We start from the raw sequence: 13,401 nt of genomic DNA, 5'->3' as shown, positions 1-13,401 counted from the left end.
GCAATAGATGAAAATTCTGTAAGCGTCAAAACTCCCGTACCTATAAATTAAGTCGAAAAGCATGTAAACTCCTCTTATTAAGCATCGCAGAAGAGAGCAGTTTTATGATCGAGAGCAGTAATAAAGATATATATTGTCTGCGGAGCTGCGGATATGCGTAAGGGTGTCGATGGTCTGGCTGCCATCGTAAATCTCAGCCTTGCCTGTGATTTCAGCGGTGAGTCTATGTTTATCTTCTGTAATAAGAGCGCTTCAGAGGCTATCTGCACACAGACGGCTATGCGGATATGGCAGACTCGGTGCAGAATTCGCCGCTGTGGCTGCCGGGCCCATGTGAGAAGAAAAATTCACGAAGGGATACAGGCAGTCCTACAAGAACAACCAGCCTGCGCCTCACAAAAAGGACTTGAATACTGCGACAGACTCTTCGCTCTTGAACGTGACTATACAAAACTGACGCCGGAAGAGCGTCGTGTCAAAAGACTAGAACAAAGCAAGGCAATAACGGATGCCTTATTCGCGTGGGCCTTGAACACTCCTTAGCGGAACGAAGCATAAAACCATTCGTCATAGGCAGAAAAAACTGGCTCTTTTCCTGCTCCCCCAAAGGAGCGGAAACCAGCGCGGTAATCTACTCAATAATAGAGAGGGCAAAAGAGAACCACCTCAAACCATACGAATACCTCAAATACATTCTTGAAAACATGCCCAACACGGCACCGGAGCGATACCATACCATCCTGCCCTGGAGCAAAGAGCTTCCATGCCGCTGCAAATTGAAAGGCCAGCCGGATTCAACGGCCGGCGACAACGACGAATCCTGTGACCATGCCTCTGATGCTGGAGTCAACGACTCTGCTGAATTATAATACAATAGATCTGATTATTGGCGTATGTACGGTATATTTGACGCTTACGAATCCTGTGCCCCTGCCTCTGGTGCTGGACTCAACGACTCTGCTGAACGATAATACAATAGATCTGCTTATTGGTGTAGGTACGGTAGTTTTGACGCTTGCGGCATACAGCAATTTTTTGCATAAAAAAAGAACCCTCAAAAAATCTCAAGGGCTCTGTAATAACGATGGTGGGCGATATTGGGTTCGAACCAACGACTTCCACCGTGTGAAGGTGACACTCTACCACTGAGTTAATCGCCCAGATAAAAATGGTGGATCGTACAGGAATCGAACCTGTAACCCCCTGATTAAGAGTCAGGTGCTCTGCCAGTTGAGCTAACGATCCAAACGCGTCTTCCTTTTAAGTTGGTGGATCGTACAGGAATCGAACCTGTAACCCCCTGATTAAGAGTCAGGTGCTCTGCCAGTTGAGCTAACGATCCAACCATTTAAACAAAAGCTATTTAGTGGGGTGAGTGACGGGAATTGAACCCGCAACCACCGGAACCACAATCCGGTACTCTAACCAATTGAGCTACACTCACCATAAACAACTTTTTCTGTGCTTCGCACTTGTTAAAGTGGCGCGCCTGAAGGGACTCGAACCCCCGGCCCACTGCTTAGAAGGCAGTTGCTCTATCCGGCTGAGCTACAGGCGCACATTTCACACTGCCTCTGCCGAAGCACGCGAATAATTATAATCAAAATATAGTTTGTGTCAATATGAAAAACAAAAAATGCTACGACTTTTTTTACTTTAACTCAACAAAGATGTTATTTATCATAGAAATAGGCGATAAGACAAATTGTAGAAAATAGTTTTATATGTTAGACTAACGTTTAGGAATTGTAAGATAAATATAATATGTACAGATAAGGGGTGCTCGAAATGAATTGTTATCAGATCATGGCGGTGAGAATCTATAATCGTGATAAATGCGCCGTTGAGGTACAGCGTGTGCTGACCGAGTATGGATGCTCGATTTTGACAAGGCTTGGCCTCCACGATCAATCTACGCCTGGTACCTGTTCGCCGGCGGGGCTTCTGGTGCTTCAGCTCTGTTGCTGTAATGAGACCTCAAGAGAGCTTGAAAGCAAGCTTAACGCGCTTGAGGGTGTCAAAGCGCAGCTGGTAGATCTTTCGGACTAACGATCTTTATTGTACAGGGGCAGCAGGGCCGGCCGCTCTCCGGTTCTACTGCCCGATTTTATTTTAGGAGGTGGACGGATGTATATTGGAGAATTTGAGATTTTATGCCGGCTGATGCTGGCCGCTTTTTTAGGCGCGGTCTTTGGAATGGAGCGCAAGCATAGGAATAAACCTATCGGCGCACGTACGCATATACTCATCTCTCTGGCCGCCTGTACAGTGGCGATCATCTCGTCCTACGGTTTTACCGAGTTGGCCTACTCCTATCCGCATGAGGTCAGCGTGAGGACAGACCCCGCGCGTCTGATGGTTGGTATGCTGACTGGTATCGGCTTTATAGGAGCGGGGATAATATATAAGAGCCCGCACGGTGACATAAAGGGGATCACGACGGCGGCGGAGGTATATCTTATAACGGTGCTTGGCATCGGTGCGGGGCTAGGGTTATATATGCTCTCGATATCGGCATCGGTGCTGGCCTATATAACGCTTATCTGTTCCGAGGATATGGTCTCCTGTGCCAAAGAAAGATATTGCCTCCCATTTAAGCTTTGGCTTAAAAAACTTTTTCAGCGCCGCGGTCCCAAGGAGAAGTAACGGTGATGAGGAAGGAATTCCAGTCTCTTCTGATGACCTTGATTTCATATCAATAGTCTGTTTTTGTTTTGTTATACTGGAAATGAAAGACGAGCCTCTGCGGACTGCAAAATCTTATTGGACAAAAGCAAAAATAGGAAAATAATGATACGCGTATACATCCTGCATAAATGGTGCGGGAAAGGGGACTCGAACCCCTACGCCGGTGGCACAAGATCCTAAGTCTTGCGCGTCTACCAATTCCGCCATTCCCGCATCCGGTACAACATTTTACATTGCATTTCAAGATAAAGCAAGAAAAGATTATATAACACTAAATATGGGATGCTATGCGATAGTAAAATATGAGTGGAAAGATTTGTGAATAGCAAAAATAACTGCAACTTTGCAGAAGTAACCGAGACCACTTTCTGTTGTACGAATTGATATGGTCCATCATAAGCTGTATTTGTGGCTGAGATAGTCCGCCGAAGCTTTTTCCTTTGGGAATGATGCGGCGTATCAGTTCATGATTGTTTTCAATAACGCCCTTTTGGAACGGAGACGACGGGTCACAGTAAAATACACGGCAGCGCCGTATGCCGCCAGCATCTTTTTCAAGTGCCATGGGAGCGGAAAACTCACTTCCATTGTCTGTGAGGATCACAGGAAAGAGAAGTTTGAAGCTCTCAATGCCCAAGAGGGAATAAAGTCCGTCAAAGACATCGGACACGGAGCGTGCGGTATTGGCGCCGCGGAGAAAGGCCAGCATGAACGACGTGTCGAGAAAGTGGACGGTCAACAAGACTGGGCCTCCTTTGATACCTTCGACGGTGTCTATTTGAACTGGAGAAACGTCTGGATTGTCTTTCAGATACTCTGTAAAATCTGAGAACATCCTTCCCTTACGACAGCTCTTATCAACCTTGAAATGTTCTTTGACGCCTCTTCACGTTACAAAGCCCGGAACGTTTACATCCCATGCGTTTGGCACAGTCATTGAAGCACTGTCCGGCGCCGCCCGTCCTTTTCCTCTGCAAATGCTTTCTGATCTCAAGAGAAATAGACGAAGGATGTTTGCCTAAAACTTCGGCAATTTTCTTAAAAGACCTCCTTGAGTTGAGACTGCTCTCTATCCTTATCCTATCTGAGAGTGACAAGTGAGAAAAACAATTCATGGCGAACACTCCATTCAAAAGACAAGGCGGCTAAAGATATTATGATCATACTCCCTCGCAAAAGTTAATGCGACTGGCGTTCTCTTATCTTTTTCGCAGAAGTTATTACGATGCTTATATCACTTGGGGGACTCGGTTACTTTTGCAATTAACAAAGCAATAACAATTTGCGGCGCAGGGTGTTGACAGAAAAGGGATTCCACGGTAGAATTTCTTCCTGTCAGGTCACGGACGATTAGTTCAGAGGTAGAACGCTTCCTTGACACGGAAGAGGTCAGAAGTTCAATTCTTCTATCGTCCACCATTGATAATTCAGGGCTTTTGGCTTTTGCTGGAAGCCCTTTTTTGTATTCAAAAGTAAACGGGCAATAGATGGAAAAGACATAATGGAAATTTTTATAGCAATCGCTGGTATGCCTCTCCGAGGCCGCCTTGTTTTTCCGGTAAGTGCGTTCGGTATAAAGTAAGCGTCAAAACTCCCGTACCTATAAATTAAGTCAAAAAGCATGTAAACTCCCCTTATTAAGCATCGCAGAAGGGAGCAGTTTTATGATCGAGAGCAGTAATAAAGATATATATTGTCTGCGGCGCTGCGAATATGCGTAAGGGTGTCGATGGTCTGGCTGCCATCGTAAATCTCAGCCTTGCCTGTGATTTCAGCGGTGAGTCTATGTTTATCTTCTGTAATAAGAGCGCTTCAGAGGCTATCTGCACACAGACGGCTATGCGGATATGGCAGACTCGGTGCAGAATTCGCCGCTGTGGCTGCCGGGCCCATGTGAGAAGAAAAATTCACGAAGGGATACAGGCAGTCCTACAAGAACAACCAGCCTGCGCCTCACAAAAAGGACTTGAATACTGCGACAGACTCTTCGCTCTTGAACGTGACTATACAAAACTGACGCTGGAAGAGCGTCGTGTCAAAAGACTAGAACAAAGCAAGGCAATAACGGATGCCTTATTCGCGTGGGCCTTGAACACTCCTTAGCGGAACGAAGCATAAAACCATTCGTCATAGGCAGAAAAAACTGGCTCTTTTCCTGCTCCCCCAAAGGAGCGGAAACCAGCGCGGTAATCTACTCAATAATAGAGACGGCAAAAGAGAACCACCTCAAACCATACGAATACCTCAAATACATCCTTGAAAGCATGCCCAACACGGCACCGGAGCGATACTATACTCTCCTGCCCTGGAGCAAAGAGATTCCATGCCGCTGCAAATTGAAAGAGCAGACTGATTCAACGGCCGGCGACAACGACGAATCCTGTGACCATGCCTCTGATGCCGGACTCAACGACTCTGAAAACTGATAATATAATATATCTGCTTATTGGCATAGGTACGGTAGTTTTGACGCTTACGATTAGCAGACACATATGAATCATCTCTGAGATAAAATTCTCTGCTTGGAGATGATGACCATTTTTTAAAAAATGGTATAATTTTAATTATAGAGTTTATGAGTAACCATACATTACGCCATGGAAGGAAGAGTCAAAATGGTAACCCTGTCCGGAAAGCGCATATTGCTATGCGAAGACCACTCCTTAAATGCCTCTATTACCATAAAAGTACTTGAACATGAGGGAATCTCTGTGGTACACGCAAATAACGGCAAATCTGGCCTTGAGCTGTTTCTTAACGAACCCGACGGTTATTTTGACGCAATCTTGATGGACATCAGCATGCCTGTGATGGACGGCCTTGACGCGGCGAGAGCCATCCGTGCCAGCGCCAAGAAGGATGCCCGTACTATACCGATAATCGCAATGACGGCGAAAGACTGCAGTGCGGACAGGGACAATTCTCTGGCGGCGGGGATGAATGCCCATTTTGCCAAACCGGTGGATCCGACGAACCTGTACAACATTCTGGCGGCGCTGATAAAACCTTAGAATGGAATTTTGGGGAGTATCGGTTATTTTAAGGTTCTGTTATCCGTTTATACATTTAATTTTTATATTAATGGACTGTCTTAAAAAACTAAAAAATCGATATTTTATAGGTGCAGAACGGTGCCGCCTTTTTTTACGTTACGGAGGACTGTTCTGCCTTTTATTTTGTCTGCTGGCCGTTCCCTGGAGAGCCGAGGGCTTTTCTACGATAGATTTCTACCGCGCGGCCAAAAAATACAAGAGCGTTAACCCCTTCGGCGCCGCCGTCCACTGCTCACATGAGACGGGCGACTGGCAGAGCAGGCTTTGGCGCGAAGGTAAAAACGGCGCGGGAATAAAGGCAAACAAGGCCTGGAAGACGTTGGGAATGCCCTATATAGATATATTGAGCGAAGAGCATATCGGCGGAAAGAGTGTAATGGTAAGATCTTCGTTCAGAAAATACAGGTCGCTGAAGAAGTTTCTCGGCGACTATTCCAGGAAAATAAGGGATGATTATCCTATCTCGGCGAAACATAATAATAATATTTGGGGATATCTGGGCGGCCTGTATAAGGGTAGGTATGGGAAATGGGCTACCGATCACAGATATTTTGAAAAATTGGCCCTAAAGGCTGTAAAATTGGCACCGGAGATATATGGCCGCGCGTGGAAGAAGAAACTGCACCGGCAGTTTGAGACCGCGAAGGGCTTCGGGATATTGGAAAAATGGCAGGAGAGGGCCATCGAGACGGCTATGGGGGGCGGATTATGATCAGAGGCATCGGTATTGACCTGTGCGACATCGAACGTATGAAAAAGGCTGTCGCGCGAGAGGGCTTTGTCAAACGTCTGTTCTCAGAGGGCGAGATCGCCTATGCCAAAGACAAGGCGGACGCCGCCTCGCATTATGCCGCGGCCTTTGCCGCGAAGGAGGCTCTGGCTAAGGCCGGCGGCTGGGGGCTTGGGAAGATGGGACTCGATGCCTGCGAGGTGGTTCGCACTGAAAGGGGACCCGTATTCAATTTCAGCGCCGATTTTCAGCGCCGTCTTGAGGAAGAGGGTATAATCCGAGTCTTTCTCAGCCTTTCTCATGAATCCGGCATGGCCGCCGCCATGGTAGTTTTGGAGGGATAACGATGAAAAATTTCTATATGCCGGCGGATATCCGCGAAGCGGATAATATCGCCGCCGCCAAATATGGCGTCCCATCCGTAGTACTGATGGAGAATGCCGCGAAAAACGCCGCCCGCGCGGCTGTCGAACTGGCCGGTGATCCAAAGGACCGTTTTGTCATATTGGCTGGCCGCGGAAACAACGGCGGCGACGGATTTGCCGCGGCGCGCCATCTCCTCATCGGCGGGGCGGCAGTGACAGTATTAAAGAGCGACGCCGACGAGGTTTATAAAAATGACGCCGCGGTAAATCTTGCGATACTGAGACGGTTTGACGGCGAAAGACTGAGGATATTCGATACGCCGGAGCTGACCGATTCCGAGATTTCCTCGCTGATTGGCGGCGCACGCTGCGTGATAGAGGGCTTGCTCGGAACAGGAACGTCCGGCGCGCCGCGTAAAGAGCCGGCACGCCTTATAAGGCTTTTAGAGGGATGTAAAAATGTCCTCGCTCTGGATATCCCTTCGGGGATAGATCCAGAAAGCGGCGGCGTCTATGAGCCATGTATAAGGGCCGCCGAGACAGTCACCTTCCTGGCCCCGAAGTACGGCATGGCCTTTTGTCCGGCGGCGGATTGCTGTGGCCGGATAATAACCGCGGATATTGGCGTGCCGCCCGAGGCTATACTGCCCAGAAGACCAAAAATGTCTCTTTATGAATCCGGCGACCTGCATAGGATGCTGCCGGAAATTTCCCGTAACATACATAAAACTGAGCGCGGCAACCTGCTTGTATATGCCGGCAGCGGCAGCTATCGCGGCGCGCCGCTGCTTACGGTCCGCGGCGCGCTGCGCGCCGGCGCTGGGCTTGTTTTTGCGGCGGTTCCTGACTTTATCGCCCCCCATATCTCCGCGGAGCTGCCGGAGGCTATCGTCCTGCCGCTCGCGACGAGAAACGGAGAGGTCGAAGGCGCGTCGGCCTCCGCCGTCATCTCCGAATGGCTGCCAAAATGCGCGGCGCTTGTAGCGGGGCCAGGATGCGGCCGTTCCGAGGGGGTGGAGGAGCTCTTCCTCTGGCTCTGGAAAAACTGCCGCCTGCCGCTGCTGCTGGACGCCGATATGCTCTGGTTCTATGGCCGAAATCTGTCTGAGCTGGCACCGCGGGCAGACGTCCTGCTGACGCCGCACAGCGCGGAGGCCGGACGCATTCTCGGCCTTACTCCCGCGGAGGTGGACTCGAAGCGGGCCGAGTGCGCCTTTGCGCTTACCGCTAAGACGGGACAGGCACTGCTTAAGGGGAGGAACACGCTGGTCGCTTCCTCGGAAGAGCTGCGGATGATCGCTGCGGGGTCGCCGTCGCTGGCCGTTCCCGGATCGGGCGACGTGCTGAGCGGTATCATCGGCGCGTTTATCGCCGCGGGGATTCCGATAGCCGACGCCGCTACGGCGGGCGCGCTGGCGCACGGATTAGCGGGAGAGGCTTTGGAGGCGCGCCTTGGGGTACGCGGAGCGCTCGCAGGGGAGATTGCCGATGAGATTCCGGCAGTGCTTAAGTAACAGTTTCATAGTTACAAGCGAGAGTCCGGAAGAGACCTTCCTCGTGGGGAAGGCTCTGGGGAATGCGGCATATCCTGGACTGCTCGTTCTGCTCAAAGGTTCTCTCGGAATGGGGAAGACGAAGCTGACGCAGGGCGTGGGGCACGCGCTGGGTTACGAACGCGTAAAGAGCCCGACATTTATCATCATGAGCGAATACGAGGGCGCGGTCCCGCTTCTCCATGCCGACCTTTACCGGCTGGAAGATGAGGCGGAGATCAATTCTCTTGGAATAGAGGAATATCTCGAAGAGGGCTTCACGGCGGTGGTGGAGTGGGCTGAACGATGGACGGAGGCTCCGGATGGCGACAGGATAGACGTTGAATTTGAGGCGGCCCCCGGAGACGGTGAATCCAGAAGTTTGACATTCACAGGTTACGGAGAGGCGGCCTGCGAAGCCCTTCGGAGGGTTGTGGAGGAGATAAAAACGATGGTGAGTGCGGAATGAAAATACTGGGGATAAACTGTGCCGGACGCTGGACGAACGTCGGCCTTGCCATAAACGGAAATATCATCGGAGAGCGCAATCTTGAACTTGGCCGCCGTCAGTCCGAGGAACTGCCGCTCATAACGGCGGACCTTCTTGATGAGGCAAGAATGACGATGTCTGACTTAGAGCTTCTCGCGGTCGGTGTGGGGCCGGGGTATTATACGGGCATTCGTGCCGGTATCGCCTACGGGGCGGCCCTCGCGGAGGCGCTGCTTTTGCCCGTGGTGCCGCTGTCGTCGCTGGAGATCTTCATCTGGGACTTGAAAGATAGATATGACTGCCTCGTGCCGGTCTTTAAGGCAAAGCGCACCCACTGTTACGCTGCGGTCTACGATTCGCGCAAAGGCGCCGCCGCCGTCCCCCCTGCGTTCGTCTCCGAAGATGCGCTGCTGCAGACGCTTAAAGGATATCCCGACGCGGTGATCGTCTCTCCAGACGTCGCCCAGTATGGGAGACTGCGGGAAAGCGGCTGTCCCGTAATTGAACGCGAGAGCGCCTCCGGCGGAGCCTGCGCTCAAATGGGCTGGATCTACGCGGCAAAGGCGCTCTCTCCGCGGGAAGTCCAGGCGCAATATCTGCGCGAACCGGACATCGGCCCCACTGACAGATAAATTGTTCATAATATTTTAAAGTTATCAGAAAATAAAGAATTTAATCTTTTCCTTGAATAAATGCGCAAACTTTGGCATAATACGGGAAGTTATGCCAATCGAGTCTCAGTAGTTCTGGTTGACAGACAAAATCGATTAGATGTGTGGAAGGAAGGTGGGTCTTTTGGCGAAGAAGTTCAACATCGACGTTGTTGAGAAGTGGTGTAAAGGATGTGGCCTCTGTATCGCTATATGCCCCAAGAAGGTTCTGGAACTTAACGATCAGGTTAAGAGCGTAGCGGTTCGTCCGGAGGACTGCATTGGCTGCCGCCAGTGCGAGAATATCTGCCCGGACCTGGCAATCACTGTTAAGGAGTGTGAATAACCATGGCCCAGAACGAATTTTGGCAGGGTAATAAGGCCATAGCAATGGGCGCTATCGCCGCCGGCTGCAGGTTCTTCGGCGGATATCCGATCACCCCGTCAACAGAAGTTATGGAAGTTATGTCCGAAGAGCTCCCGAAGCTGGGCGGAAAGTTCGTCCAGATGGAGGACGAGATCGGCGGAATCGCCGCTACCCTTGGCGCCTCGATAGCAGGCCTTAAGGCGATGACGGCGAGCTCAGGCCCCGGAATTTCCCTCAAACAGGAGCTTCTCGGTTATGGATATATCGCGGAGATCCCGATGGTTCTCGCCGACATCCAGCGCGGCGGTCCCTCGACCGGGCTTCCCACGAAGGTTTCCCAGGCTGACGTAATGCAGGCCAAGTGGGGAACACACGGCGACCACGCAACGATCGCCTACGCCCCCTGCTCAATTCAGGAGTGCTACACGATCACGATCAAGGCCTTCAACATGGCCGAACGCTTCCGTCAGCCGGTACTCGTCATGGCTGATGAGGTCATTGGACACATGCGCGAGAAGATCGTCATCCCCGAACCCGGGAGCTATGAGGTCGTAGACCGCAAGAAGCCGACCGTAGCGCCCGACGATTTCGTGCCCTATCGCCCCGATGCCGACGACGTTCCTCCGATGCCCGCCTTCGGCGACGGCTATCGCTGGCATGTGACGGGTCTCACCACCAATGAGTGGGGCTTCCCGACAAACGACGCTCCCGACATCGACCTCAAGGCTAACCGCATCATCCGCAAGGTTGACCGCTGCCGCGACGAGATCGTTGAATACAGAGAAGATTTCATGGAAGACGCCGAGATCGTGGTCGTATCATACGGCTCCGTCTCCCGTTCCTCGCTCCGCGCGATCCGCGAGCTCCGCGAGCAGGGAGTCAAGGTCGGACATTTCCGTCCGATCACACTCTGGCCCTTCCCGGATAAAGAAATAGCCGCGTTCTCGAAGAGAGTAAAGCACATCATCGTTCCGGAACTCAATGCCGGACAGATGGTGCTGGAAGTCGAGAGAGCCGTCAAGGCCAACTGCGAAGTACACAGTAAGAGCCTTATCAACGGCGAACTCTACAAGCCGGCTGAGATTATGTCCTTCATCAAGGAGGTGGCGTAACTATGCCACGCGAAGATGTAAAGAAACTTCTGCGCACTAAGTTCATGCCCCATATCTGGTGCCCTGGCTGCGGACACGGAATTATCATGCACTCCATCCTCCGCGCCATTTCAGACCTGAACATCCCGAAGGAAAAGGTCTGTATCTCATCAGGTATCGGCTGCTCAAGCCGTATGCCCGGCTATATCGACGCCTGCACGCTCCACACGGCGCACGGCCGTTCACTCGCCTTCGCGACGGGTGTCAAGCTGGCCAACCCCGAACTCACGATCGTCAACGTCATGGGCGACGGTGACGGCACCGCGATCGGCGGCAACCACTTCATCCATGCCTGCCGCCGCAATATCGGTATCACCGCCGTTCTGATGAACAACAACATCTACGGTATGACCGGCGGACAGGCCTCGCCGACGACGCCGGAAGGCGCCTTCGCCGCAACGGCCCCCTATGGATCAATCGACCCGACGTTCGACATCTGCAAACTGGCAGCCGGCGCCGGCGCGACCTATGTCGCCCGCGCGACAGTCGCCAACCCCGTGATGTGCGAGCAGATACTGAAAAAGGCGATCGAACATCAGAAGAAGGGTTTTGCGCTCGTCGAGATCATCTCGTTCTGCCACACGCAGTTTGGCCGCAAGAACAAGCGCAGCCGCCCGACGGACAACATTAAGTTCCTCAAGGAGCATACTGTCCTCAAGGCGCAGGCTGACAAGATGACGCCCGAGGAGCTTGAGGGCAAGATCGTTGTCGGCGAATTCGTCAACATAGAGAACGCCCGCGAGTACACGGACCGTTACAACGACGTCATCGCGCGCGCGCAGGGAAAGGCATAGGAGGTACGGATCATGGGCGATCGTTTTGAAATTCGCGTTGCTGGATCCGGCGGACAGGGAGTCATTCTCGCCGCAGTGATCCTGGGTGAGGCGGCTGCACTCCGTACAGAGGGCCTCAATTCAGTACAGAGCCAGGCTTACGGCCCTGAGGCCCGCGGCGGCGCTTCCAAGTCGGAAGTTGTTTACGACCGCGGCGAAATAGACTATCCGAAGGCTGCCCATCCCAACCTTCAGGTCATCCTCACACAGAAGGCGTGCGACACCTACAGCCATGATACGGCGAAGGGCGCGACAGTCATCCTCGACGACTTCTTTGTGACGGACCCCCCGAAGCTTGACGCCGAAGTCTACATGCTCCCCATCGTCAGAACGGCGCGTGAGAAGCTTGGACGCGAGATCGTTGTCAACATGGTGGCGCTCGGTACGGCGGCGAAGGTGCTTGAGGACAAGGGACTGACAAAGCCCCAGGCGATCAAGGATGCTATCCTTGCCCGCGTTCCCAAGGGAACCGAAGAGCTCAATGAAAAGGCCTTCGACGAGGGCTACAAGATGATGTCTGAGGCGGTAGCGGCGAAGAAGTAACTTCGCGGCAAAAGCCATAGAATATCAAGAGAGGCTTCCTTCCGAGGAGGCCTCTTTTTTTTAGTTTCAATATCACATGGATAAGACGGGTGCCGTATAAATGAAAAAGCCTCCGCGCCGGTCAATGCGCGGAGGCTGCGTCAGTTTTGCAGATGGCTTATGGACGGGCTGTGAGCCACTGCTGCACACGTTCACCCTTCGGCAGATATTCCATATCCTTCCACGTGTAGAAGAAGCCCTCTGCGGCCTGTACGGCGTAGCCGTCCTGGCGGTGGTCGAGCACGTCGTAGCTGTCCATAAAGATGATCACATCATCGGTGGTCTTTTCCGTGCCCATCGTATCGTAACCGATGATGACGCGCCAATGTCCGCCCCAGTACATATTTTCAACCATCACCGGCACGCCCTCTTTAAGGTTCTTGAGGACAAAGTCTTTGAACTGCTGAGGATTTTCAAAGTCATAGCTCTTGCCCTGAGGGCGGTCCAGACTTGAGGCCACCTTCCAGCCGATGGACTTGAAGAACTTTACCATGCCGGAGGTCGAGGTACCCATTTCGCCGCCCTTCTTAGGTTCGTGCAGCGTGTCCATAAGGATGGAGAGCATATGCTCGTCATACTTTTTGTTCCCGAAGTAATAGAGCACCGTGAGGGCGGCGGCCGGTCCGCAGGTGACCTCCGTCGTCTGCTGGTAGGTGGGGAAGCCGCTCAGTATAGTGAGGCCCTTGTTGCTGCTTGTTAATGTGAAGTAATCCTTTGACGGAAAATATGGGGAATCCTTAACATCGCCTGCGGCGTTATAGGAAGAGGCGCCAGCTGACTTGGTATCCAGCTCCGGCGGAAAGGGCACGACCCGCTCCGCTGCGCCCGCCGCCGAGGTACAGCATATTATCAGGGCAGTTATCACCGCGTTAAGTTGCAGTTTTTTCATGTAAGTGTGTCTCCTTTTTACTATAAACTTGACGCCATAAATTTATGGCCTGTTTCTTATATTCTGATAAA

At 52.0% G+C, this 13,401-nt stretch carries 19 protein-coding genes and 7 tRNA genes; 17 read left to right on the top strand and 9 right to left on the bottom strand.

Features of this window, described 5'->3' with window-relative positions:
* Positions 1–120 precede the first annotated feature (120 nt).
* Together tnpB (BED41_RS16935) and BED41_RS08460 are read left to right on the top strand one after the other, a co-directional pair.
* Complete coding sequence (gene tnpB / locus BED41_RS16935; protein ID WP_437177031.1) at positions 121–543, top strand: IS66 family insertion sequence element accessory protein TnpB; 423 nt, start codon at positions 121–123, stop codon at positions 541–543.
* The gene (locus BED41_RS08460) at positions 522–869 is read left to right on the top strand and encodes a transposase domain-containing protein (RefSeq protein ID WP_066744826.1); all 348 of its coding nucleotides are present in this window, start codon (positions 522–524) and stop codon (positions 867–869) included. Before tnpB (BED41_RS16935) ends, BED41_RS08460 begins: the two co-directional genes overlap by 22 nt.
* Before the next feature lie 216 nt (positions 870–1,085).
* Here the strand turns inward: BED41_RS08460 and BED41_RS08455 are convergent.
* The 5 genes from BED41_RS08455 to BED41_RS08435 form a co-directional block, all read right to left on the bottom strand.
* Positions 1,086–1,160: transfer RNA gene (locus tag BED41_RS08455), tRNA-Val, on the bottom strand.
* A 9-nt stretch (positions 1,161–1,169) separates the two neighbouring features.
* Positions 1,170–1,245: transfer RNA gene (locus tag BED41_RS08450), tRNA-Lys, on the bottom strand.
* A gap of 21 nt (positions 1,246–1,266) precedes the next feature.
* A tRNA-Lys gene (locus BED41_RS08445) sits at positions 1,267–1,342 on the bottom strand.
* A gap of 25 nt (positions 1,343–1,367) precedes the next feature.
* Positions 1,368–1,444 (bottom strand) — tRNA-His (locus BED41_RS08440).
* Between the two features lie 37 nt (positions 1,445–1,481).
* Positions 1,482–1,558 (bottom strand) — tRNA-Arg (locus tag BED41_RS08435).
* Positions 1,559–1,788: 230 nt separating this feature from the next.
* On the opposite strand from BED41_RS08435, the gene BED41_RS08430 reads away from it, so the two are divergent.
* Both BED41_RS08430 and BED41_RS08425 read left to right on the top strand, forming a co-directional pair.
* Entirely contained in the window at positions 1,789–2,049 is a 261-nt protein-coding gene (locus BED41_RS08430) for a CPF_0552 family protein (RefSeq protein WP_066744825.1), read from the top strand.
* 78 nt (positions 2,050–2,127) lie between these two features.
* Positions 2,128–2,646: an MgtC/SapB family protein gene (locus BED41_RS08425; RefSeq protein WP_066744823.1), complete on the top strand. Its 519-nt coding sequence runs from the start codon at positions 2,128–2,130 to the stop codon at positions 2,644–2,646.
* Between the two features lie 171 nt (positions 2,647–2,817).
* Here the strand turns inward: BED41_RS08425 and BED41_RS08420 are convergent.
* The 3 genes from BED41_RS08420 to BED41_RS16930 form a co-directional block, all read right to left on the bottom strand.
* Positions 2,818–2,901 (bottom strand) — tRNA-Leu (locus BED41_RS08420).
* A gap of 58 nt (positions 2,902–2,959) precedes the next feature.
* Positions 2,960–3,523 (bottom strand): hypothetical protein, encoded by a 564-nt coding sequence (locus BED41_RS16450; RefSeq protein ID WP_157102308.1) that lies wholly within the window; start codon positions 3,521–3,523, stop codon positions 2,960–2,962.
* Between the two features lie 22 nt (positions 3,524–3,545).
* Positions 3,546–3,803, bottom strand: a complete 258-nt coding sequence (locus BED41_RS16930; RefSeq protein ID WP_084002355.1) for a helix-turn-helix domain-containing protein — start codon at positions 3,801–3,803, stop codon at positions 3,546–3,548.
* Positions 3,804–4,032: 229 nt separating this feature from the next.
* On the opposite strand from BED41_RS16930, the gene BED41_RS08410 reads away from it, so the two are divergent.
* The 13 genes from BED41_RS08410 to BED41_RS08350 all read left to right on the top strand — a co-directional run bounded on the left by BED41_RS08410 (position 4,033) and on the right by BED41_RS08350 (position 12,402).
* Positions 4,033–4,107 (top strand) — tRNA-Val (locus BED41_RS08410).
* A 261-nt stretch (positions 4,108–4,368) separates the two neighbouring features.
* A complete protein-coding gene (gene tnpB / locus BED41_RS16925) occupies positions 4,369–4,791 on the top strand; it encodes an IS66 family insertion sequence element accessory protein TnpB (RefSeq protein WP_437177030.1) in 423 nt (140 codons plus the stop codon).
* Positions 4,770–5,114, top strand: a complete 345-nt coding sequence (locus tag BED41_RS08400; RefSeq protein ID WP_066744820.1) for a transposase domain-containing protein — start codon at positions 4,770–4,772, stop codon at positions 5,112–5,114. Before tnpB (BED41_RS16925) ends, BED41_RS08400 begins: the two co-directional genes overlap by 22 nt.
* Positions 5,115–5,285: 171 nt before the next feature.
* Entirely contained in the window at positions 5,286–5,699 is a 414-nt protein-coding gene (locus tag BED41_RS08395) for a response regulator (protein ID WP_084002352.1), read from the top strand.
* A gap of 70 nt (positions 5,700–5,769) precedes the next feature.
* The gene (locus BED41_RS08390; RefSeq protein WP_168160250.1) at positions 5,770–6,453 is read left to right on the top strand and encodes a glucosaminidase domain-containing protein; all 684 of its coding nucleotides are present in this window, start codon (positions 5,770–5,772) and stop codon (positions 6,451–6,453) included.
* Positions 6,450–6,815 (top strand): holo-ACP synthase, encoded by a 366-nt coding sequence (gene acpS, locus BED41_RS08385; protein WP_066744814.1) that lies wholly within the window; start codon positions 6,450–6,452, stop codon positions 6,813–6,815. Before BED41_RS08390 ends, acpS begins: the two co-directional genes overlap by 4 nt.
* A gap of 2 nt (positions 6,816–6,817) precedes the next feature.
* A complete protein-coding gene (locus BED41_RS08380; RefSeq protein ID WP_066744812.1) occupies positions 6,818–8,350 on the top strand; it encodes a bifunctional ADP-dependent NAD(P)H-hydrate dehydratase/NAD(P)H-hydrate epimerase in 1,533 nt (510 codons plus the stop codon).
* On the top strand, positions 8,325–8,837 hold the full coding sequence (gene tsaE, locus BED41_RS08375; RefSeq protein ID WP_084002351.1) for a tRNA (adenosine(37)-N6)-threonylcarbamoyltransferase complex ATPase subunit type 1 TsaE: 513 nt from the start codon (positions 8,325–8,327) through the stop codon (positions 8,835–8,837). The genes BED41_RS08380 and tsaE overlap by 26 nt, the downstream gene beginning before the upstream one ends.
* The gene (tsaB, locus tag BED41_RS08370) at positions 8,834–9,490 is read left to right on the top strand and encodes a tRNA (adenosine(37)-N6)-threonylcarbamoyltransferase complex dimerization subunit type 1 TsaB (RefSeq protein WP_066744808.1); all 657 of its coding nucleotides are present in this window, start codon (positions 8,834–8,836) and stop codon (positions 9,488–9,490) included. Before tsaE ends, tsaB begins: the two co-directional genes overlap by 4 nt.
* 163 nt (positions 9,491–9,653) lie before the next feature.
* Positions 9,654–9,854 (top strand): 4Fe-4S dicluster domain-containing protein, encoded by a 201-nt coding sequence (locus BED41_RS08365; RefSeq protein WP_066744806.1) that lies wholly within the window; start codon positions 9,654–9,656, stop codon positions 9,852–9,854.
* A 2-nt stretch (positions 9,855–9,856) separates the two neighbouring features.
* Positions 9,857–10,987, top strand: coding sequence for a 2-oxoacid:acceptor oxidoreductase subunit alpha (locus tag BED41_RS08360; RefSeq protein ID WP_066744804.1), 1,131 nt, complete (start codon positions 9,857–9,859; stop codon positions 10,985–10,987).
* A gap of 2 nt (positions 10,988–10,989) precedes the next feature.
* Positions 10,990–11,820 carry a thiamine pyrophosphate-dependent enzyme gene (locus BED41_RS08355; protein WP_066744802.1) on the top strand — a complete coding sequence of 277 codons (831 nt, stop codon included), beginning with the start codon at positions 10,990–10,992 and terminating at the stop codon, positions 11,818–11,820.
* 12 nt (positions 11,821–11,832) lie between these two features.
* Positions 11,833–12,402 carry a 2-oxoacid:acceptor oxidoreductase family protein gene (locus BED41_RS08350; RefSeq protein ID WP_066744797.1) on the top strand — a complete coding sequence of 190 codons (570 nt, stop codon included), beginning with the start codon at positions 11,833–11,835 and terminating at the stop codon, positions 12,400–12,402.
* A gap of 157 nt (positions 12,403–12,559) precedes the next feature.
* Here the strand turns inward: BED41_RS08350 and BED41_RS08345 are convergent, their stop codons facing one another.
* A complete protein-coding gene (locus BED41_RS08345; protein ID WP_066744796.1) occupies positions 12,560–13,330 on the bottom strand; it encodes a C39 family peptidase in 771 nt (256 codons plus the stop codon).
* Positions 13,331–13,401: the final 71 nt, after the last annotated feature.

The organism is Cloacibacillus porcorum (assembly GCF_001701045.1).
Lineage (GTDB): Bacteria > Synergistota > Synergistia > Synergistales > Synergistaceae > Cloacibacillus > Cloacibacillus porcorum.
Note: the sequence above shows the minus strand (reverse complement) of the source record. Positions and strands in the feature narration are given on the sequence as shown.